15 protein-coding genes are annotated in these 18,217 nt (G+C 62.9%); 2 read left to right on the forward strand and 13 right to left on the reverse strand.

Features of this window, described 5'->3' with window-relative positions; genetic code table 11:
- Positions 1-12: 12 nt before the first annotated feature.
- The 13 genes from F2P46_RS16765 to F2P46_RS16825 form a co-directional block, all read right to left on the reverse strand.
- Positions 13-954, reverse strand: coding sequence for a LysR family transcriptional regulator (locus F2P46_RS16765; protein WP_166891851.1), 942 nt, complete (start codon positions 952-954; stop codon positions 13-15).
- A 57-nt stretch (positions 955-1,011) separates the two neighbouring features.
- The gene (locus F2P46_RS16770; protein ID WP_166891805.1) at positions 1,012-1,965 is read right to left on the reverse strand and encodes a glycoside hydrolase family 43 protein; all 954 of its coding nucleotides are present in this window, start codon (positions 1,963-1,965) and stop codon (positions 1,012-1,014) included.
- Positions 1,966-2,035: 70 nt separating this feature from the next.
- Positions 2,036-2,998, reverse strand: coding sequence for a galactofuranose ABC transporter, permease protein YjfF (yjfF, locus tag F2P46_RS16775; protein WP_166891808.1), 963 nt, complete (start codon positions 2,996-2,998; stop codon positions 2,036-2,038).
- Complete coding sequence (locus F2P46_RS16780; protein ID WP_166891854.1) at positions 2,995-4,035, reverse strand: ABC transporter permease; 1,041 nt, start codon at positions 4,033-4,035, stop codon at positions 2,995-2,997. The genes yjfF and F2P46_RS16780 overlap by 4 nt, the downstream gene beginning before the upstream one ends.
- Positions 4,035-5,561, reverse strand: coding sequence for a sugar ABC transporter ATP-binding protein (locus F2P46_RS16785; RefSeq protein ID WP_166891811.1), 1,527 nt, complete (start codon positions 5,559-5,561; stop codon positions 4,035-4,037). The genes F2P46_RS16780 and F2P46_RS16785 overlap by 1 nt, the downstream gene beginning before the upstream one ends.
- An 8-nt stretch (positions 5,562-5,569) precedes the next feature.
- Positions 5,570-6,529: an ABC transporter substrate-binding protein gene (locus F2P46_RS16790; protein ID WP_166891814.1), complete on the reverse strand. Its 960-nt coding sequence runs from the start codon at positions 6,527-6,529 to the stop codon at positions 5,570-5,572.
- A gap of 240 nt (positions 6,530-6,769) precedes the next feature.
- Positions 6,770-9,127 carry a glycoside hydrolase family 127 protein gene (locus tag F2P46_RS16795; protein WP_166891817.1) on the reverse strand — a complete coding sequence of 786 codons (2,358 nt, stop codon included), beginning with the start codon at positions 9,125-9,127 and terminating at the stop codon, positions 6,770-6,772.
- Positions 9,128-9,134: 7 nt separating this feature from the next.
- On the reverse strand, positions 9,135-10,148 hold the full coding sequence (locus tag F2P46_RS16800) for an arabinan endo-1,5-alpha-L-arabinosidase (protein ID WP_166891819.1): 1,014 nt from the start codon (positions 10,146-10,148) through the stop codon (positions 9,135-9,137).
- A gap of 106 nt (positions 10,149-10,254) precedes the next feature.
- Entirely contained in the window at positions 10,255-11,805 is a 1,551-nt protein-coding gene (locus F2P46_RS16805; RefSeq protein WP_166891822.1) for an alpha-N-arabinofuranosidase, read from the reverse strand.
- Positions 11,806-11,842: 37 nt separating this feature from the next.
- A complete protein-coding gene (locus F2P46_RS16810) occupies positions 11,843-12,610 on the reverse strand; it encodes an SDR family oxidoreductase (RefSeq protein WP_166891825.1) in 768 nt (255 codons plus the stop codon).
- Positions 12,611-12,778: 168 nt separating this feature from the next.
- A complete protein-coding gene (locus tag F2P46_RS16815; protein ID WP_166891828.1) occupies positions 12,779-14,350 on the reverse strand; it encodes an aldehyde dehydrogenase (NADP(+)) in 1,572 nt (523 codons plus the stop codon).
- Positions 14,347-15,339, reverse strand: a complete 993-nt coding sequence (araD1, locus tag F2P46_RS16820) for an AraD1 family protein (protein ID WP_166891831.1) — start codon at positions 15,337-15,339, stop codon at positions 14,347-14,349. The genes F2P46_RS16815 and araD1 overlap by 4 nt, the downstream gene beginning before the upstream one ends.
- 112 nt (positions 15,340-15,451) lie before the next feature.
- Positions 15,452-17,191, reverse strand: coding sequence for an IlvD/Edd family dehydratase (locus F2P46_RS16825; RefSeq protein ID WP_166891833.1), 1,740 nt, complete (start codon positions 17,189-17,191; stop codon positions 15,452-15,454).
- A gap of 237 nt (positions 17,192-17,428) precedes the next feature.
- Between F2P46_RS16825 and F2P46_RS16830 the strand changes: the two genes are divergently transcribed.
- Entirely contained in the window at positions 17,429-17,866 is a 438-nt protein-coding gene (locus F2P46_RS16830) for an antitoxin Xre/MbcA/ParS toxin-binding domain-containing protein (RefSeq protein ID WP_166891836.1), read from the forward strand.
- 161 nt (positions 17,867-18,027) lie between these two features.
- Positions 18,028-18,217, forward strand: a 190-nt coding sequence (locus F2P46_RS16835) for a transposase (RefSeq protein ID WP_208296658.1), incomplete at its 3' end; no start/stop codon positions are given.

Raw genomic sequence — 18,217 nt, forward strand, 5'->3', positions numbered from 1 at the left:
AGCGCCAAGGTGTCAGCCCATTTCCTGCGCCGTCTCGCGCACCGCCTGCAACAGCAGCTCCGCGCCCGGCGACAGCAAATGGTCTTTCTGGCGAATGATACCGAAGGCATCCATCTTGCAGGGCAACTCGATCGGCAGGATGCTCAGCACCTTGAGCGAGGCGTAATAGCGCGCCACCTCGACCGGCATCACATGCAGCGAATCGGTCTGCTGCAGCAGCGCCGTGATCAAGAGCAGCGCGGTGGTGTCGACCACGTTCACGGGAATGTCGAGCCCGGCGCGGCGGAACATCATGTCGAAGCGGTGCCGCAAGATGCTGCCGTGCGGCGGCAGTATCCAGGGCTGGTCGGCGATGTGCTTCAGTTCGAGCTGGTCGACGCCGAGCAGCGGATGGCCCACGCGCACGACCGCGCAGGCCGGCTCCTCGTTCAGTTCTTCGTAGATCAGACCGGCGGAATTGTCTTTTTCGAGGATGCGCCCGATCATGAAGTCGAGCATGCCGTGCTGCAGCTTGTCGATCAGGATATTGCTCGTGTCCATATGCGCGCCGATCCGCAGCATCGGCGCCTGCTCCTTGATGCGTGCGATCGCGCGCGGCAGCAGCGCCATGGCGGGCGTCATGATCACGCCCACCTCGACCTGCCCGGCCAGCCCGGCTTTGAGGGCGACGATGTCGTCGTGCGCCAGTGCCAGGCTGGTCAGCGCCATGCGGGCGTGGCGCACCATGGTTTCGCCGAACATGGTGGGCTCCATGCCGCGCGGCAGGCGCTCGAACAGCTTAACGTCGAGCATCTCTTCCAGATCCTTGATCTGTTTCGACGCCGCCGGCTGGGTCATGTGCAGCGCCTCGGCGGCGCGGTGGATGTTGCGGTGGTCGTCGAGCGCGATCAGCAGCAGCAGTTGGCGCGTTTTCAGGCGCGCCTTCAAAAACCAGTTGGGGTTGAGTGTCTCCATCATTGAATCATACCCCTGATTGATATCGATATGCGTTGCAACATACCGATCTGGATATCATTGGCAGCCCGGCGACGGATTGGCGGCCGGTCCGCTGGCCGTCTGCGGCACGAACTTGATGCTGCCATCGAGCTTGTAATGAAGTTCCTCGACCGCCACCGAACGGCGGAATTCGCCGCCACCGGGCAGTTTGGCGTTGTGATAGAACACATAGGACTTGCCGTTGAAGTCGATGATGGCCTGGTGAATCGTCTTGACCTTGTCGTTCTTGTCCATGATCACGCCTTTGAAGGTCCACGGACCGGCCGGGCTGGCGCTGGTGGCGTAGACCATCTCTTCGGGAAAAAAGCGCGAGTACGACAGGTAATACGTGGCGCCGCGCTTGTGCACGTACGGCGCTTCGGTGAAGGAATCGATCGCGTGGCTCATGATCGGGCCGTCCAGCTCGGTCATATTGGGCTTGAGTTTGGCGTACTTGAGCACCGTATTGCCCCAGTACAGCCAAGCCTGGCCATCGGTATCGATGAAGACACCCGGATCGATGTCGTCCCACAGGATGTCGGTGTGTTTGGTCATGTCGTTGCTGACCAGGGCGCTGCCGCGCGCGTCCACGAACGGGCCGGTCGGGCTGTCGGACACGGCCACGCCGATCGCCTTGCCGGGAATGGTCTTGTGGTCGACCGTGGAATAGAAATAGTATTTGCCGTCGCGCTTGGTCACATCGCCGGCCCAGGCATCGCGCCCGGCCCATGTGAAGGTGGAAAACCGCAGCGGCGAACCGTGGTCTTTCCAGGTTTTCATGTCGCACGAGGAATACACGCGCCATTCATTCATGACGTAATCCTTGCCGTCCGCTGTCGCTTCATCGTGCCCGACGTACAGATACACGCGGCCCTTGTCGACCAGCGCGGCCGGGTCGGCCGTGAAGATATTGCTGATGATGGGGTTAGCGGCCGCAGCGATGCCCGTGGCGAAGCCGAGCGCGAGTGCGCCCAGTGCGTACTTGATCATTGTTGTCTCCTGTTGCTTGTAGTTAGAATGAGATCAGGCGGCCCACGTCAGGGCGGCCCGCGCCAGCACGTCAGCCCGCCGCGCGCCGCGCCGCGCCCATGGCCATCAGGCGCTGCACCACGCAGAAGATGAACAGCAAGGCGCCGATCACGATCTTGGTCCACCACGAGCTGAGCGTGCCGTCGAAGGCGATCAGGGTCTGGATCGTGCCCAGCACCAACACGCCGGACAGCGCACCGGCCACGTAGCCATACCCGCCGCTGAGCAAGGTGCCGCCGATCACCACCGCCGCGATGGCGTCCAGCTCGGTGCCCTGGGCATGCAGGCCGTAGCCGGACAGCATGTAGAACGAAAACAGCACACCCGCCAGCGCCGCGCAAAAGCCGCTGAAGGCGTACACCAGCACCTTGGTGCGCGCCACCGGCAAGCCCATCATCAGGGCCGATTGCTCGTTGCCGCCGATGGCGTACACGCCGCGCCCGAAGGCGGTAAAGTGGGCCAGGAAAATGGCCAGCGCCAGCATCACCAGTGCAATGAGCGCGCTCGGGGACACAAAGCCGCCCAAAAAGCCGAGCTGGGTTTGCGACATGGCCAGGTACAGCGGATCTTCGATGGTGATCGAGTTAATGCTGATCAGGTAGCACAGGCCGCGCGCCAGGAACATGCCGGCCAGGGTCACGATGAACGGTTGCAGCTTGAAGTAATGAATCATGGCGCCCATGCCGCCGCCGAACAGCGCGCCCAGCAGCAGGACCAGGGCGATCACCGCCAGCGGCGGCCAGTGCGCCACCTGCAACAGCCAGGCCGAGATCATGGTGGCCAGCGCCAGCACCGAGCCGACCGACAGGTCGATGCCGCCCGACAAAATCACAAAGCTCATGCCGATCGCCAGCACCAGCAGGAAGGCGTTATCGATCAGCAAATTCAGGATCACCTGGACCGACAGCAAGCCCGGATACACGGCGCCGCCGATGCCGAGCATGGCCAGCAGCAGGACGACCGTGACCAGCGGCGTAAAGTAAGGCGACTTCATGCAGTCCTCGCACGCGAAAACAATTGTTTGAACTCCGCCGATTGCGACAGGCAGACCAGGAACACGACCACCGACTTGACCACCATGTTCACTTCCGGCGGCACGCCGAGCGAGTAGATGGTGTAAGTCAGGGTCTGGATGATGAGCGCGCCGATCACGCTGCCGACCAGGCTGAACTTGCCGCCGGCGAGCGAGGTGCCGCCCAGGGTGACGGCCAGGATGGCGTCGAGTTCGAGCAGCAGGCCGGCATTGTTGGCGTCGGCGCTTTTGATATTCGAGCTGATCATCAGCCCGGCCAGGCCGGCGCAGGCGGCGCAGAACACGTACACGAAGATGATCAGCGAGGCCGTCTTCAAGCCCGCCAGGCGCGCCGCCACCGGGTTGATGCCGACCGCCTGGATGAACAGGCCGAGCGCGGTTTTGCGCATCATCAGCGCGATGACCGCGAACACCAGCGCCACCACGGTCAGCGAAAACGGCAGGCCGGCAAAGTAGCCGCCGCCGAGGAAAAAGAAGGGTTCGTAGTAGACCGTGACGATCTGTCCATCGGTGAGCAACTGCGCCAGTCCCCGGCCCGCCACCATCAGGATCAGGGTGGCGACGATCGGCTGCAAACCCAGCGCCGAGACCAGCACCCCGTTCCACAGCCCGCACAGGAGGGCCGCGCCGATGGCCCCCGCCATGGCCCAGACCAGGGGCGTTTCGGCTTGCGGACCGCCGCCGATCAGCATGGCTGCCACCGTGCCCGACAACGCCACCACCGCGCCCACCGAAATATCGATGCCGCGCGTGGCGATCACCAGGGTCATGCCGAGCGCGGCCAGCATGAGCGGGGCGGCGCGGTTGACGATGTCGATCAGGCTGCCGTACAGGTGGCCATCCTTGATGGAGATGTGAAAGAAACCGGGAATGGCGACCAGGTCGATCAGCAGCAGCACCGCCAGCGCCGCCAGCGGGCGAAACAGCGGATGGCGCAGCAGCGACGCCAGCGCCGGCGTGGCGTTTTCTTTTGCGGCGGCCTGGGCCGGTGCGGCCATCATGCCGCTTCCCCGGCGATCACTTGCAGCACCGACGTGTCGTCCAGTTCGCCGCGCTGGTATTGGCCGCAAGCCTTGCGGTCACGTAGTACGACCAGGCGGTCGCTACAGCGCAAAACTTCGGGGAGTTCGGAGGAGATGAACAGAATTGCCATCCCTTTACGACAAAGTCCACTCACGTAATCCATGATTTCCTGTTTGGCGCGCACGTCGATGCCGCGCGTTGGTTCATCGAGGATCAGCATCGCCGGCTTGGTCACCAGCCAGCGCGCCAGCAACACCTTCTGCTGGTTGCCGCCCGACAGAGAACCAATCGGCGTGTCGATATCGGCCGTTTTAATGCCCAGCCACTTCACATAATCGTGCGCCAGCGCCTCTTGTTGATGCAGCGGAATGGCGCGCAGCATGCCGGCGCGTGCCTGCAAGGCCAACATCATGTTCTCGCGTACCGACAGCTCGAGGATGGCGCCTTCGTGCTTGCGGTCTTCGGAGCAAAAGCCGATGCCTGCTTCGATGGCGTCGCGCGGCGAGCCGAAGGGGTGGCTGCGTTCACCGATGCGCAGCGTTCCGCTGTCGGCCTTGTCGGCCCCGAACAGCAGGCGCGCAGCCTCGGTGCGGCCGGAACCGAGCAGTCCGCACAGGCCCAGCATTTCGCCGGCGCGGATATCCAGGTCGAGCGGCGCCAGCGCCCCCTTGCGTCCCAGTCCACGCGCTTGCAGCAGGACGGCTGGCGCTTTGTGGGCGGCGCCCGGATGGACCAGCTCGGCCGGATGCTCGCTGGCGTCGGGCGCGCCGACCATCTTGTTCACCAGCGCCAGGCGCGACAGCTCGGCGCAGGCGTACTCGCCCTCGCGCTCGCCGTTGCGCATGACGGTGATGCGGTCGGAAATCGCGTATGTCTGGTCCAGGAAATGGGTCACGAACAGGATCGCCATGCCCTGGTCGCGCAGTTTGCGCAGCACACGGAACAGCAACTGCACTTCGGCTTCGTCGAGGCTGGAGGTTGGCTCGTCGAGAATCAGCACCCGCGCGGAAATATTGAGCGCGCGCGAAATCGCCACCATCTGCTGGATCGCCAGCGGAAAGCTGGACAACTGGGCGCGCACGTCGATGCGCACTTCCAGCTGTTCCAGCAGCCTGGCCGCCTGCGCGCGCATGCCGCCCCAGTCCACCATGCCGAACTTGCGCGGATAGCGGCCGATAAAGATATTCTCGGCCACCGACAGGTTCGGGCACAGATTGACTTCCTGGTACACCGTGCTGATGCCCAGGCGCTGCGCATCCTGGGTCGAGCCGGGGCGGATTTCCCGCCCTTCCATGACAATGGTGCCGCTGTCGGGCGCGTACACGCCGGTCAGCACCTTGATCAAGGTGGACTTGCCGGCGCCGTTCTGGCCCATCAGGGTGTGGATTTGCCCCGCATACAGGGTCAGGCCGACATCGCTGAGCGCCTTCACGCCGGGGAACTGCTTGCTGATGCCGTGCAGCTCCAGCACCGGAGCGGCGGCGTTCGGACCCTTGATCATGGCAGGGCCTAGTATTTGCGGTTCGGCAGTTCCTTGGCAGCCACTTCAGCCGGGAACACGCCCTCGACCGTTGTGATGCGCTTCGGCACAGGCTTACCGGCCACGACATCGCGCGCGATCGACATCAGTTGCGGCCCGAGCAGCGGGCTGCACTCGACGGTGACGTTCATTTTGCCGGCGATCATAGCCTGGAACGCGCCTTTGACGCCGTCGATCGAGATGACGAGGATATCGACGCCCGGTTTCAGGCCGGCTTCTTCGATGGCCTGGATGGCGCCGATGGCCATGTCGTCGTTATGCGCGTACAGCACCTGGATATCCTTGCCCTGCGCCTTGAGGAAGGCTTCCATCACTTCCTTGCCCTTGGCGCGGGTAAAGTCGCCGGTTTGGGAACGGGTGATTTTCAGCTTGGGGTTGGCGGCGATGACTTCGGCAAAGCCGTTCTTGCGGTCGATGGCCGGCGCAGAGCCGACGGTTCCCTGCAATTCGACGATGTTGAAGGTGCGATCGGGTGTTTTGGCGGCGCGTTCGACCAGCCAGCGAGCGGCGCGGCGGCCTTCTTCCACGAAATCGGAACCGATGAAAGCGGCGTACAGGGTCGGATCGGTGACGTTGACGGCACGATCGGTGAGGATGACCGGGATCTTGGCGGCTTTGGCTTCGCGCAGCACGGTTTCCCAGCCGGATTCAACGACCGGCGAGAAGGCGATCACATCGACGCGCTGGGCGATGAAGGAGCGGATCGCCTTGACCTGGTTTTCCTGGCGCTGCTGGGCGTCGGCAAATTTGAGGTTGACGCCTTCCTTCTTGGCCGCGTCCTTGATCGAAATGGTGTTGGCGGTGCGCCATTCGCTTTCGGCGCCGACCTGGGAAAAGCCGATGGTCAGCGGTTTGGCGGCCAGCGCCGGGAAAGCGGTGAAAGCGCCGAGCAATGCGGTGGCCAGAACGGCCCTGCGGGTGATGTTCATGTTTGTCTCCTGTTTATTAGGGGGTGGAATTCGGGACTCCTTTTTATTGCCCTATCTTATGAGAAAGTCACATAGTCATCCAATCAATTTTTTGATCGATGTGATATCGAAATTGGTATCAACTTGGAACATTACTTTCACCGCCGTCGTTCCCGCGCAGGCGGGAACCCCAGTTTGTCGAGCCGCTGGTGGCTACGCCACGAACTTGGGTTCCCGCCTTCGCGGGAACGACGGGGTGGATCAATGGCTTCGCAATAAGCGGACGCCATACAAACCTCCAGCCAACGAAGCGGGCTTTGCAACAAACTTCACGACCAGCTTGCCGCCCGAGGCTGCTACGATGGACTTCGGGATCGCAATATCGTGCGTGTATATTTCCTGCCCCGGCGGCGCATCGAGCTCAAGCGATGCAACCATCTCGCCATTGACCAGCACATCGAACTTGCGCCCGGCGTCCAAGGTCGACAATCCGAGCCTGAGCAGCGCCGCCTCCCCCTTCGGATCGCTCAGCACATAGCTGAACCACCCGCTCGCGTGGCGCCAGTGCTTGCCCTTGTTCACCCCGGCGTCGCCCCCTTGCGCCTGATAGCCATGATCCGACTCCGGCTGCTGCTCGCCAGGCGCCACCTGGTCGATTGTCCGTGCATGCAAGGCCAGCCGTTCCGCTTCGCCCCTGGCCGTGGCCGCCTGCGTGACCGCCAGATTGGCCGGCGTCGAATACGGCCAGTACACCATGTAGCGCGAATCGTGCACGCGGAAAAACGGCATCAACCGCAGGCTTCCCGCGCCCTGCCCCCGGATCAATCCCGGCGCAGTGAACGTCAGCGGCTGGCCCTTGACCGGCTTGAACCTGGCGACAAAATCGCGCGTATTGCTGACAAAGACTGGCGCCGCCTCCAGCGGGCACACCGGTCCCGAGGCAATATGCCCCATGCGCGAGGCATCGGCGGCAAAGTTCAATTTGTCATCCGCGAACAATTGGGTCTTGGCCGCCAGCACGATCGGACCGTGCAGGACCGCGTAATAGTCGGTCTTGTCGGGCATCTGCTCGAGCGTGGTGTGCATCGGCAAGGTGACATCGACCGTATCGCCCTTGCGCCATGCGCGGCGCAGGCTGACGTAGGCGCTCGGCTCGCCATCGACCTTCACCGCCTTGCCGTTGACCTTCAGCCGCATCGCCCCGCGCTTAACCCAGCCCGGATAGCGCAGCTTGAGCGTGAACAATTTATCGGATTCAATCGTCAGGCGCGTCTTGTCCTCGTCCGGAAAGCGGGTCGCCTGGCTCAGTTTCACATCCTGCGCGCGCCAATGCAGGGTCGAGGGAATGAACAGGTTCACAAACAGCGCGTCGCCGTCGTGCGCGTAGATGAATTCGCCGTACTTCGACTGGCTCTCGATGCCGGAGCCGACGCAGCACCACATCGCCTTGTCGGCCTGCGAGTACACGCGGTAATGGTTCGGCCGCATTGGCGTGAAATACACAAAGCCACCGTCGGACGGGCGCTGCGACGACAGGATGTGGTTGTACAGCGCCCGCTCCACGTAATCGGTGTAGCGCACCTGCTGGTCCTTGAGAAACAGCATTTCCGTCAGGCGCAGCATATTGTAGGTGTTGCAGGTCTCGGGGCCTTCAACCTCGTTCACCATCGGCGAAAAGTCCTGATCGTCGTGGAAATGCTCTTTGACGCTGTTGCCGCCGATGGCCACCGTACGCCGCTCGCGTACCGTGGTCCAGAAATATTGGGCGGCATCATGCCATCGTGGCTCGCCACTGAGCTGGCCGATGCGCTGAAAACCGATGACCTTCGGAATTTGCGTGTTCGCATGCAAGCCAGTCAGCTTGTCCTGGGAGGCGACCAGCGGGTCGAGGATGGCCTGGTGCGAAAAGCGCATCGCCAGCGCCAGGTATTTTTTGTCGCCCGTCATGTGGTAGACGTCGGCGAAGACTTCATTCATGCCGCCGTGCTCGCTGCGCAGCATGGTTTGCATCTGTTCGGGTGTCAGCGCGGCGGTGAGCTTCAAGGCCCAGTCCGACAGTGCGATCAGCATGATGCGTGCGTCTTCGTTGCCGGCGTAGCGATAGGCATCGCGCAAGCCGGCGTAGACCTTGTGCAGGTTGTACCAGGGCACCCATTTGCCGTTGACCGAGAAGTTGTCCGCCTCGAGCTTGCCTTTGGCGATGGCCTGCCAGGCAGCGCCGCCGCCGGGAATGCCGCCCAGGTAGCCGTTGCCGTTGGCTTGCTGGCAATTCTTGAGTTCGGCGATGGTGTAGTTCAGGCGCTTGAGCACGTCCTGGTCGCCGCTGGCGGCAAACATCAGCGCCATGGCCGACAGGTAATGGCCACCCATGTGCCCGTCGAGGCCGCTGGACTCCCAGTTGCCGTAGCTTTCCTGCTTGAGCGGCAGGCCGGCTTCGCGCTGGAATGGCGCCAGCAGCTTGTCGGGCTCGAGCGCCATGAGGTAGCGCAGGTTGGTGTTCTGGGCGTCGAGGAAGGGGCTGGCGGTCAGGCGCACGTCCGCCAGCGCAAAGCGTTCGGCGCCGGCCGCCGGCAGCGCGCAGGCCGCCATCAGCGCCGCTGCCAGGAGATGTCGTTTCATGACCGCCTTATTGTTGCTTGCTCTGGTAGCGATTCAAGTCTTGCGGGTCGACTGTCGGCCAGCCGTCCTTGTCCCACTTGATGTCGAGGATCTTGAGCTTTTGCAGGTAGTTGTCGGTGGTTTCGTAGGCATGCATGACCAGCAAGTCCTTGCCGTCGATGGTGTAGGCGCTGTTGTGGCCGACGCCTTTCCACTGCGCGTTGCCGTCGATGAGCAAGGAGCCGCCGCCCTTGGCCATGTCCTTGCCGGTGCGGTCGAGGTAGGGGCCGGTGACCTGTTTCGAGCGGCCCATGACCACGTGGTAGGTGCTCGCTTCCTTTTTGCAGCACAGGCCCCAGGAGACGAACAGGTAGTAGTAGCCGTTCTTTTTGAGGATATGCGGGGCTTCGATTTCGGCCGGCCCGGCTTCTTCCTCGGGCACGCCGGCCGGGCGCGTGCGCTGGGCGATGGTGTGCCAGGCTTGCGGCTCGGCCAGGCGCGTGCGCGAGGCGTCCAGCTTGACCATCTTGATGCCGCTCCAGAACGAGCCGAACGACATCCAGGGCGTGCCGCTGCTGTCGTCGACGATGTTGGGGTCGATGGCGTTCCAGTTGTCGCGGCCGGGGATCGATTGCAGGACCATGCCCTGGTCTTGCCATTGGTAGTTGGCGGCGCGCGGGTTCAGGGTGGCGTTGGTGGTCACGCCGATGCCGGAGGTGTTTTTGCCGAAGCCGGAGACGGAATAGTAGAGGTAGTATTTGCCGTCGTGGAAGTAGATGTCCGGCGCCCAGATGTGGTCGTTGAAGCTGGGAGCGGCTTTTTTGGCCCAAGCGGGTTCGCCGGGGAAGACGCGGCCTTCTTCCTTCCAGTTGCGCATGTCTGGGGAACTGTAGAAGGTGATGCCGGGGCCGGTGCTGAACAGGTAGAAGGTATTGCCTTCCTTGGCCATGACGGGGTCGTGGACGCTGACTTGTTTGGCGTGGGCGGCGGTGGTGAGTAGGCTGACAATAATGCAGGCGGCGGATCGGATCAGTGAGTGCATAGGTTTTCCAAACGAACGCAAAACCGTCGTTCCCGCGAAGGCGGGAATGACGGAGCGAGGGGTAACGGAGGACGATGCAGTTAGTCGCTAGAAGTGGCTAGGGCAATCAGCCTTCCAGCGCCACCACCACAACCGCTTTTGCCGGCACGGTCACCGTCAGTTTACCGCCACTCGCCTTGGCGCTGAACGGCGCCGGCTTGATCGCTTGCGGGTTCTGGAAGGTGTTGTGCGCGTCCATAGCCGTGGCCGTCAGCACGCGGCCAGTCGCCGCAGCCAACTGTTTACCCGACACATTCACCACCACATCAGCCGGCTTGCCCGGATTCGTATTGACCAAGGACAGATACAGCTTGCCATCCTTGGCCCGTGCCGCCGATGCGCTGATGCCAGGAATCGTAGTCTCGCCCAAGGTGTAAGCCGTGTCGTCCGCCACCGTCACCGGCAACGAGGTCGCGTCCTGGAATGGCACATACATGTGGAACGCATGATAGGTCGGCGTCAGCAGCATCTTGTCCTTTTCCGTCAGGATCATGGCCTGGAGCACATTGACCATCTGCGCAATATTGGTCATGTGAACGCGGTCGGCGTGCTGGTGGAAAATGTTGAAGTTAAGCGCAGCCACCACCGCATCGCGCAAGGTGTTCTGCTGGTACAGGAAGCCGGGCGTGGTGCCGGTTTCCACATCGTACCAGGTGCCCCACTCATCCACGTACAAGCCGATTTTCTTCTCTGGATCATTCTTGTCCAGCACGGCGACGTTGTTCTTGATCATCGAATCGATTTTCAAGGTATTCGCCAGGGTCGAGATCCAGTGTGGCTCGGCAAAGCCGGTGGCTGCGCCCTTGCCTTCCCACTTGCCGGTCGGGATGGTGTAGTAGTGGAAGCTGATGGCCGAGGTCTGCGCCTTGGCATTCTTGCTGATCACATCGGTCCATTTGGTGTCGTGATCGTTGCCGCCGCTGGCGATCATCAGGGGCCGGCTTTCCTTCGGCGCCTTGAGCATCGTTTCATAATTCTTGTACAGATTGGTGTAGTGCTCAGGCGTCATGTTGCCGCCGCAACCCCAGGCTTCGTTGCCGATGGCGAAGTACGCGACCTTGAACGGCTTCTCGCGCCCATTCTTGCGGCGCAGGTTAGCGAGGCTCGATTTGCTGTCGGAGGTCATGTATTCGACCCAGTCCGCCATTTCCTGCACGGTGCCGGAACCGAGGTTGCCGTTGACGTAGGCGTCGGCGCCCAGCAGGTCGACCAGGTCGAAAAATTCGTGGGTGCCGACGGCGTTGCTCTCTTCCACCCCGCCCCAGTTGGTGTTGACCTTGACCGGACGCTTGGCGCGCGGGCCGACGCCGTCTTTCCAGTGGTATTCATCGGCGAAGCAGCCGCCCGGCCAGCGCACCAGCGGCACGTGCAGTTGTTTCAAGGCCCCGATGACGTCGTTGCGCCAGCCTTTCGTGTTGGGGATTTTGGAACTGGTGCCGACGTACATGCCTTCGTAGATGCCGGTGCCGAGGTGTTCGGCGAACTGGCCGTAGACATTCTTGTTGATGAGCGGACCGGGTTTACCGGCGTCGATGGTCACGTTGACCGCGGCGAACGCCGGCCACGCGCTGACGGTCACCAGGCTGATGGCGGCGATGCTGCGTTTGATGATGTGCATATTTGTCTCCTGAATCGTTTTTATTGTAGGTAGTGTCTTAAATCCAGCCGGCATCGACCACGAAATCCTGGCCGGTGCACATGGCGCTGTCGTCCGAGGCGAGGAACAGGATCATTGCCGCGACGTCGTCCGGCATCAGCGGGCCGGGCAGGCACTGGTTGCGCTTGATGTCGGCCTTGCCGGCTTCATCGACCCACAGGTCGAGCTGGCGGGCGGTCATGACCCAGCCGGGCGTGACGGTGTTGACGCGGATGCCATGGGCGCCGAAGTCGCGCGCCAGGCCGCGCGTGAGGCCGACGGTGGCCGCCTTGGTGGCGGTGTAGACCGGGTAGCCGCCGTTCTTGGCGTGCCACGACATGGAGCCGACGTTGATGATCGAGCCGGCGCCCTTTTTCTTCATGCCGGCCAGGACCGACTGGCAGGTGAAGAACATGGGGCGCTGGTTGATGGCGATGCGCTGGTCGTAGAATTCGACGCTGACGTCCTCGGTCTGGTGGCGCTGGTCGTTGGCGGCGTTGTTAACCAGGATGTCGAAGTCGCCCAGTTGCGCGGCCAGCTCGGCCATGGTCGCTTGCAGGGCGGGGATGTCGGTGATGTCGCAGTGGCGGAAGAGCGGTGCGGGGGCGCCGGATTCGGCCACGCGCAGGCACAGCGCTTCGCTGGCGTCGCGCACGATGTCGACAAAGGCGACCTGCGCGCCCTGGGCGGCGAAGGACGCGACCAGCGATTCGCCGATGCCGGTGCCGCCGCCGGTGATGAAGACCCGCTTGCCTGACAGGCTCGGGTAGGTGGCTGATTTTTTCATGGTGTCTCAAATTTATTGTGCCGTCGTTCCCGGCCTGGGCGGCCCCCTTGGCGGGAACCCAGGTTTTCGCCGTAGCCATTGGCTGATCACCGAACTTGGGTCCCCGCCTGCGCGGGGACGACGGCGGAAAGGGTAGCGATCAACGACGGCGCTACCGCGAACGCGTGCTCAAACCTTCGTCAGCGCCCCATCCCGGCGGCGCCATACGCCCGCATTGTCATCGCGCAGCACTTCGGGCAGCAAACCCTGGCCGAAGTTCTGGTAGCACACCGGCCGCAAGAAGCGCTGGATCGCCGCCGTGCCCACCGAGCTGCTGCGCCCGTCCGAGGTGGCCGGGAACGGCCCGCCATGCACCATCGCGGTCGATACTTCCACGCCGGTCGGCATGCCATTGGCCAGAATTCGTCCCACCTTGCGCTCCAGTACAGGCAGCAAGGCACGCACCAGTTCGGTATCGCCCTCGTCCATCTGCACGGTCGCGGTCAGCTGCCCTTCCAGGCCTTCGGTAATGGCGCGCATTTCTTCAACGCTGTCGCACGCGACCAGCAGCGACGCCGGTCCGAAAATTTCGCCATGCAGCGCCTGCTCGCCCAGGAAGGCTTTGCCGCTGGTGCGGAACAGCGCGGGACCGCCCTTGCCTTCCGCGTGCGTCGCTTCTTTCAAGGAATCGACCGCTGCATGCTGTGCCAGCTTGTGTACGCCGCTCTGGTACGCCGAAGCGATGCCAGCCGTCAGCATCGTTCCCGCGTCGATACCCGATAAGGCCTGCGCCGCCTTCTCCGCAAAACGGTCGAAATCCGGCCCTTTCAAACCCAGCACGAGGCCCGGATTGGTGCAGAACTGGCCAACGCCCATGGTCATCGATCCGGCAAAGGCGGTGGCGATCTGCTCGCCGCGCGCGGCCAGCGCCGCTGGCATCAGGTAAAACGGATTGATGCTGCTCATTTCCGCATACACGGGAATCGGCTGCGCACGCGCGGCGGCCACGGCCATCAGCGCTTGTCCGCCCGAACGCGAGCCGGTAAAACCAACCGCCTTGATCGACGCATGCGCCACCAGGCCCTGGCCGATGCCGTTGCCGGTGCCGGTCAACAGCGCGAACACGCCTGCCGGCAACTTGCACAGTGCAATCGCCTTGACCACGGCGCGCGCCACCAGCTCGGAGGTGCCGGGATGGGCGGAGTGGGCTTTCAGCACGACCGGGCAGCCGGCGGCCAGCGCGGCGGCGGTATCGCCACCGGCGACCGAAAACGCCAGCGGGAAGTTACTTGCCGCGAACACGGCAACGGGACCGAGGCCGATCATGCGCAGGCGCAGGTCGGGACGCGGCAGCGGCTGGCGTTCCGGCAAGGCGCTGTCGATGCGCACATCGGCCCACGAACCTTCGCGCAGCAGGTCGGCGAACAGTTTCAGCTGCCCCATGGTGCGGCCGCGCTCGCCTTCGAGACGGGCGCGCGGCAGGCCGGATTCGGTCATCGCGCGCACGATCAGTTCGTCACCGAGTTCCAGGATCTGGGCCGCGATGGTTTCCAGGAACGTTGCACGGGCCTCGTTGCTGGTCGCGCGGAAGGGATCGAAGGCCGCTTCCGCCAGGCGACACGCTTCGTCGATCTGGGCGGCGTCGACCATGTGGAAGGACGGTTCGATCGGCTCGCGCGTGGACGGGTCGAATGCCTGGAAGGAGCCGCCGTTGCCGCGAACTGCGTGTCCGCCGATCAGTGCTTCACCGGTAATGGTCATAAAGCGTTCACTTTCGTAAAGGTGGATTGCTCACGGTCGAGGCGGTTGCGCAGGGCCGGGCCGAACACGGGAGATTCGATCTCGAACGTTTCGCCGGCCAGGACCGTGATGTTGTCGGCCACGCTCAGGGTGGCGGTGCCGAAGAAATGGATGTGGACGTCGCCGGCGCGGTTGAACAGGCCGTACTTGAAGTGGTGGTATTCCAGGTTGGCGATTGAGTGCGACATATTCTGCTCGCCGCTCACGAAAGCCTTTTCCCAGCGCACCGTGCCATCGGCGGCGATGATGCGCGAGGTGCCGGCCACGTGGGCGGGCAATTCGCCCACCAGCAGCGCCGGGCCGAGGCCGCAATTGCGCAGCTTGGAGTGGGCCAGGTACAGGTAATTCTGGCGCTCGGTCATGTGGTCCGAAAATTCGTTGCCGATGGCGTAGCCGAGGCGGTGCGGCTGGCCGTCGTCGCCGATCAGGTACAGGCCGGCGATTTCGGGCTCTTCGCCGCCATCAAGGGCGAACTCGGGCATCTGCAAGGGCTGGCCGCTGGCGCGCACCACCGAGCCGTCGCCCTTGTAGAACCATTCCGGCTGCACGCCGCGCGCGCCGGCGGCGGGCTTGCCGCCTTCCACGCCCATGCGGAACATTTTCATGCTGTCGCTCAGGGTCTCGACGTCGCCGCCGATTTTCTTGTGCATGGCGTCGCGCGTATCGGCGCTGCCGAGGTGGGTGAGGCCGGTGCCGGTGACGTAGCAATGGGCGGCATCGAGATGGTCGAGCGGCGCCAGCAGGCGGCCGGCGGTGGCCACGGCTTCGTAGGAATGGGTTTCCGCGCCGATGGCGGCGGTGGCCAGCTCGGCCAGCTTGGTCTTGCCGGCGATGGCTTGTTGCGCCAGGGCGTAGGTGCTGGTGTAGCCGTCGATCACGCGCAGCTGGTCTTGCTCGAGCACGGCAACGCGGCGGGCGCCGGCTTCATTGGTAAATTGGACGAGTAACATGATTTATCTCCGTGTACATCAGCTGGTGTCAGGTCTGACATTCGGACACGAGCTCTTCCGCGCTGCGGAAGAGCTCGTGTCCGAATGTCAGACCTGACACCAGCCGTGGATATTAATGGGAATGGCGTGGCACGGCCGAGCCGCGACTGCCGAGCAGGAAGTCGAAGTCGCAGCCTTCGTCGGCCTGCAGCACGTGGTCGATGTAGAGCTTCTGGTAGCCGCTCTTGGCCACCGGCGCTTGCGATCCGGCACGGGCGGCCAGGCGGCTGGCCATTTCTTCGTCGGAAATGTCCAGGTTCAGGCTGCCGTTGTGGCAGTCGAGCGCGATGAAGTCGCCATCCTGCACGATGCCGAGCGGCCCGCCCGCCATCGCTTCCGGCGCCACGTGCAGCACCACGGTGCCGTAGGCGGTGCCGCTCATGCGCGCGTCCGAGATGCGCACCATGTCGGTCACGCCCTGGGCCAGCAACTTGGGCGGCAAGCCCATGTTGCCAACTTCCGCCATGCCCGGATACCCCTTCGGCCCGCAATTTTTCATCACCAGGATCGAGTCGGCATCGACATCGAGGTCGGGGTCGAGGATGCGGCTCTTGTAGTGCTCGAAATCTTCGAAGACGACCGCCTTGCCGCGATGTTTCATCAGGTGCGGCGAGGCGGCCGACGGCTTGAGCACGGCGCCACGCGGCGCCAGGTTGCCGCGCAGGATGCAGATGCCGCCATCCTCGATCAGCGGCTTGGCCAGTGGACGGATCACCTCGTCATCGTAGATCGGCGCTTCTTCGCAGTTCTGCCACAGGCTCTTGCCGTTGACGGTCAGCGCATCCTTGTGCGGCAGCAGATTGCCTTCGCCCAGGCGGCGGATCGCGCCCGGCAGCCCGCCGGCGTAGTAAAACTCTTCCATCAGGTAGCGCCCGGACGGCAGCAGGTCGACGATGGTGGGGGTGCCCTTGCCGATGGCGGTCCAGTCTTCCAGCTCGAGCGGCACGCCGATGCGCCCGGCAATCGCTTTCAGGTGGATCACGGCGTTGGTCGAGCCACCGATGGCGGCGTTGACCTTGATCGCGTTTTCGAACGCTTCGCGCGTGAGGATCTTGGACAGGCGCAAGTCTTCCTGCACCATCTCGACGATGCGGATGCCCGACATATGGGCCAGCACGTAGCGGCGCGAATCGACGGCGGGAATGGCGGCGTTGTGCGGCAGCGAGGTGCCGAGCGCTTCCGCCATGCAGGCCATGGTCGAGGCCGTTCCCATGGTGTTGCAGGTGCCGGCCGAGCGCGACATGCCGGACTCGGCGGACATGAACTGGTGCAGGGTGATGGTGCCGGCCTTCATCTGTTCGTGCAACTGCCAGACGGCGGTGCCGGAACCGATGTTCTTGCCGTTCAGCTTACCGTTGAGCATGGGACCGCCGCTGACGACGATGGTCGGCAGGTCGACGCTGGCCGCGCCCATCAAGAGGGCCGGGGTGGTCTTGTCGCAGCCGACCAGCAGCACCACGGCATCCATGGGATTGCCGCGGATCGATTCTTCCACGTCCATGCTGGCCAGGTTACGGGTGAGCATGGCGGTCGGGCGCAGGTTCGATTCACCGTTGGAAAACACCGGGAATTCGACCGGGAAACCGCCGGCTTCGAGGATGCCCTTCTTGACGTGTTCGGCCAGTTGGCGGAAGTGGGCGTTGCAGGGAGTCAGTTCGGACCAGGTGTTGCAGATGCCGATGATCGGCTTGCCTTGAAACTCGTGGTCGGGGATGCCCTGGTTCTTCATCCAGCTGCGGTACATGAAACCGTTTTTATCCTGGGTGCCGAACCACTCCGCGGAGCGCAATTTCGGCTTTTTCGTCTCAGACATGTATTCCTCCTGTTTATTCTGATGCCGTCTCGAACTCATGTCGTCGTTCGGCAGCGATAGAGGGAATACTAAAGATTCTTGGGATGCCTTTCCAATCACTTTTTTGGCGATAGTGATATCGATTTGAATATCGAACAAAGGTGAGAAGGTGGGGTCTAACTATAGTGCAGCCAGATCGAATGATACGGACCTCATTGGCACATGCACAATTCCTCGCATTCCTGACTGGAGAGAATCATGACCTGTTTGATCATCAATGAAACACGCGCGCCGTTCGACACCGTGGACGACTTTTTCGCGGGAGATACCTCGGTAGTCATCAAACGCCTGCGTAGCGGCACGCCAGCGAGCGTCATTCCTGTGATGGCAAGCCGTCTTGGCGTCACCCAGGATAGCCTGTTCGATCAGTTGCGCCTGCCGCGCAACACATTGGCGGATCGGCTCGACAAAAACGCTGTGCTGTCTTCGACCGAGCAGGAACGCCTTTATCGGGCGTTCCGCGTTTGGAAACGCACGCTCGAAGTTCTTGAAGACCAGAATTGCGCCCAGCGCTGGATCATTCGAGAGAATCGCTCACTTGGCGGTGAAGCGCCGCTCGCGCTACTCGACACTGAAGTCGGCTACGAACTGGTACTGGACACACTCGGACGAATTGAGTACGGGGTTGTCGCATAGTGCGCGGGCACTGTCGGATTGTATGGCGCATCGCCAGGCATACAGCCAAATACCACGCAACCGAGCTAGCCTGAATTTTGCATAAAAAAGGGCAAGAATGCCGTAAGTGATTGATAAAATGTGAGTTATCTAGAAACACAGTTATCAACAAAAACGCCACCTTGCCCGACATGAATTCTACCTCAGAGCAGCTACGTTTTGCATCGATTCCCGCTCACAGTGTTCGCGCCGATTTCGCCGGTGGCGGTTTGTCGTCTGATCTCGGTCCGGTCCTGCTGCGCGGCGTTGACCTTCAGATCGGCCTGACCAAGCGCTTGGCCGCAGCTTTGCCCGACCGGCGCCATCAGAGTT

The organism is Massilia sp. CCM 8734, from assembly GCF_011682155.1.
Classification (GTDB): Bacteria; Pseudomonadota; Gammaproteobacteria; order Burkholderiales; family Burkholderiaceae_D; genus Telluria_A; species Telluria_A rubra.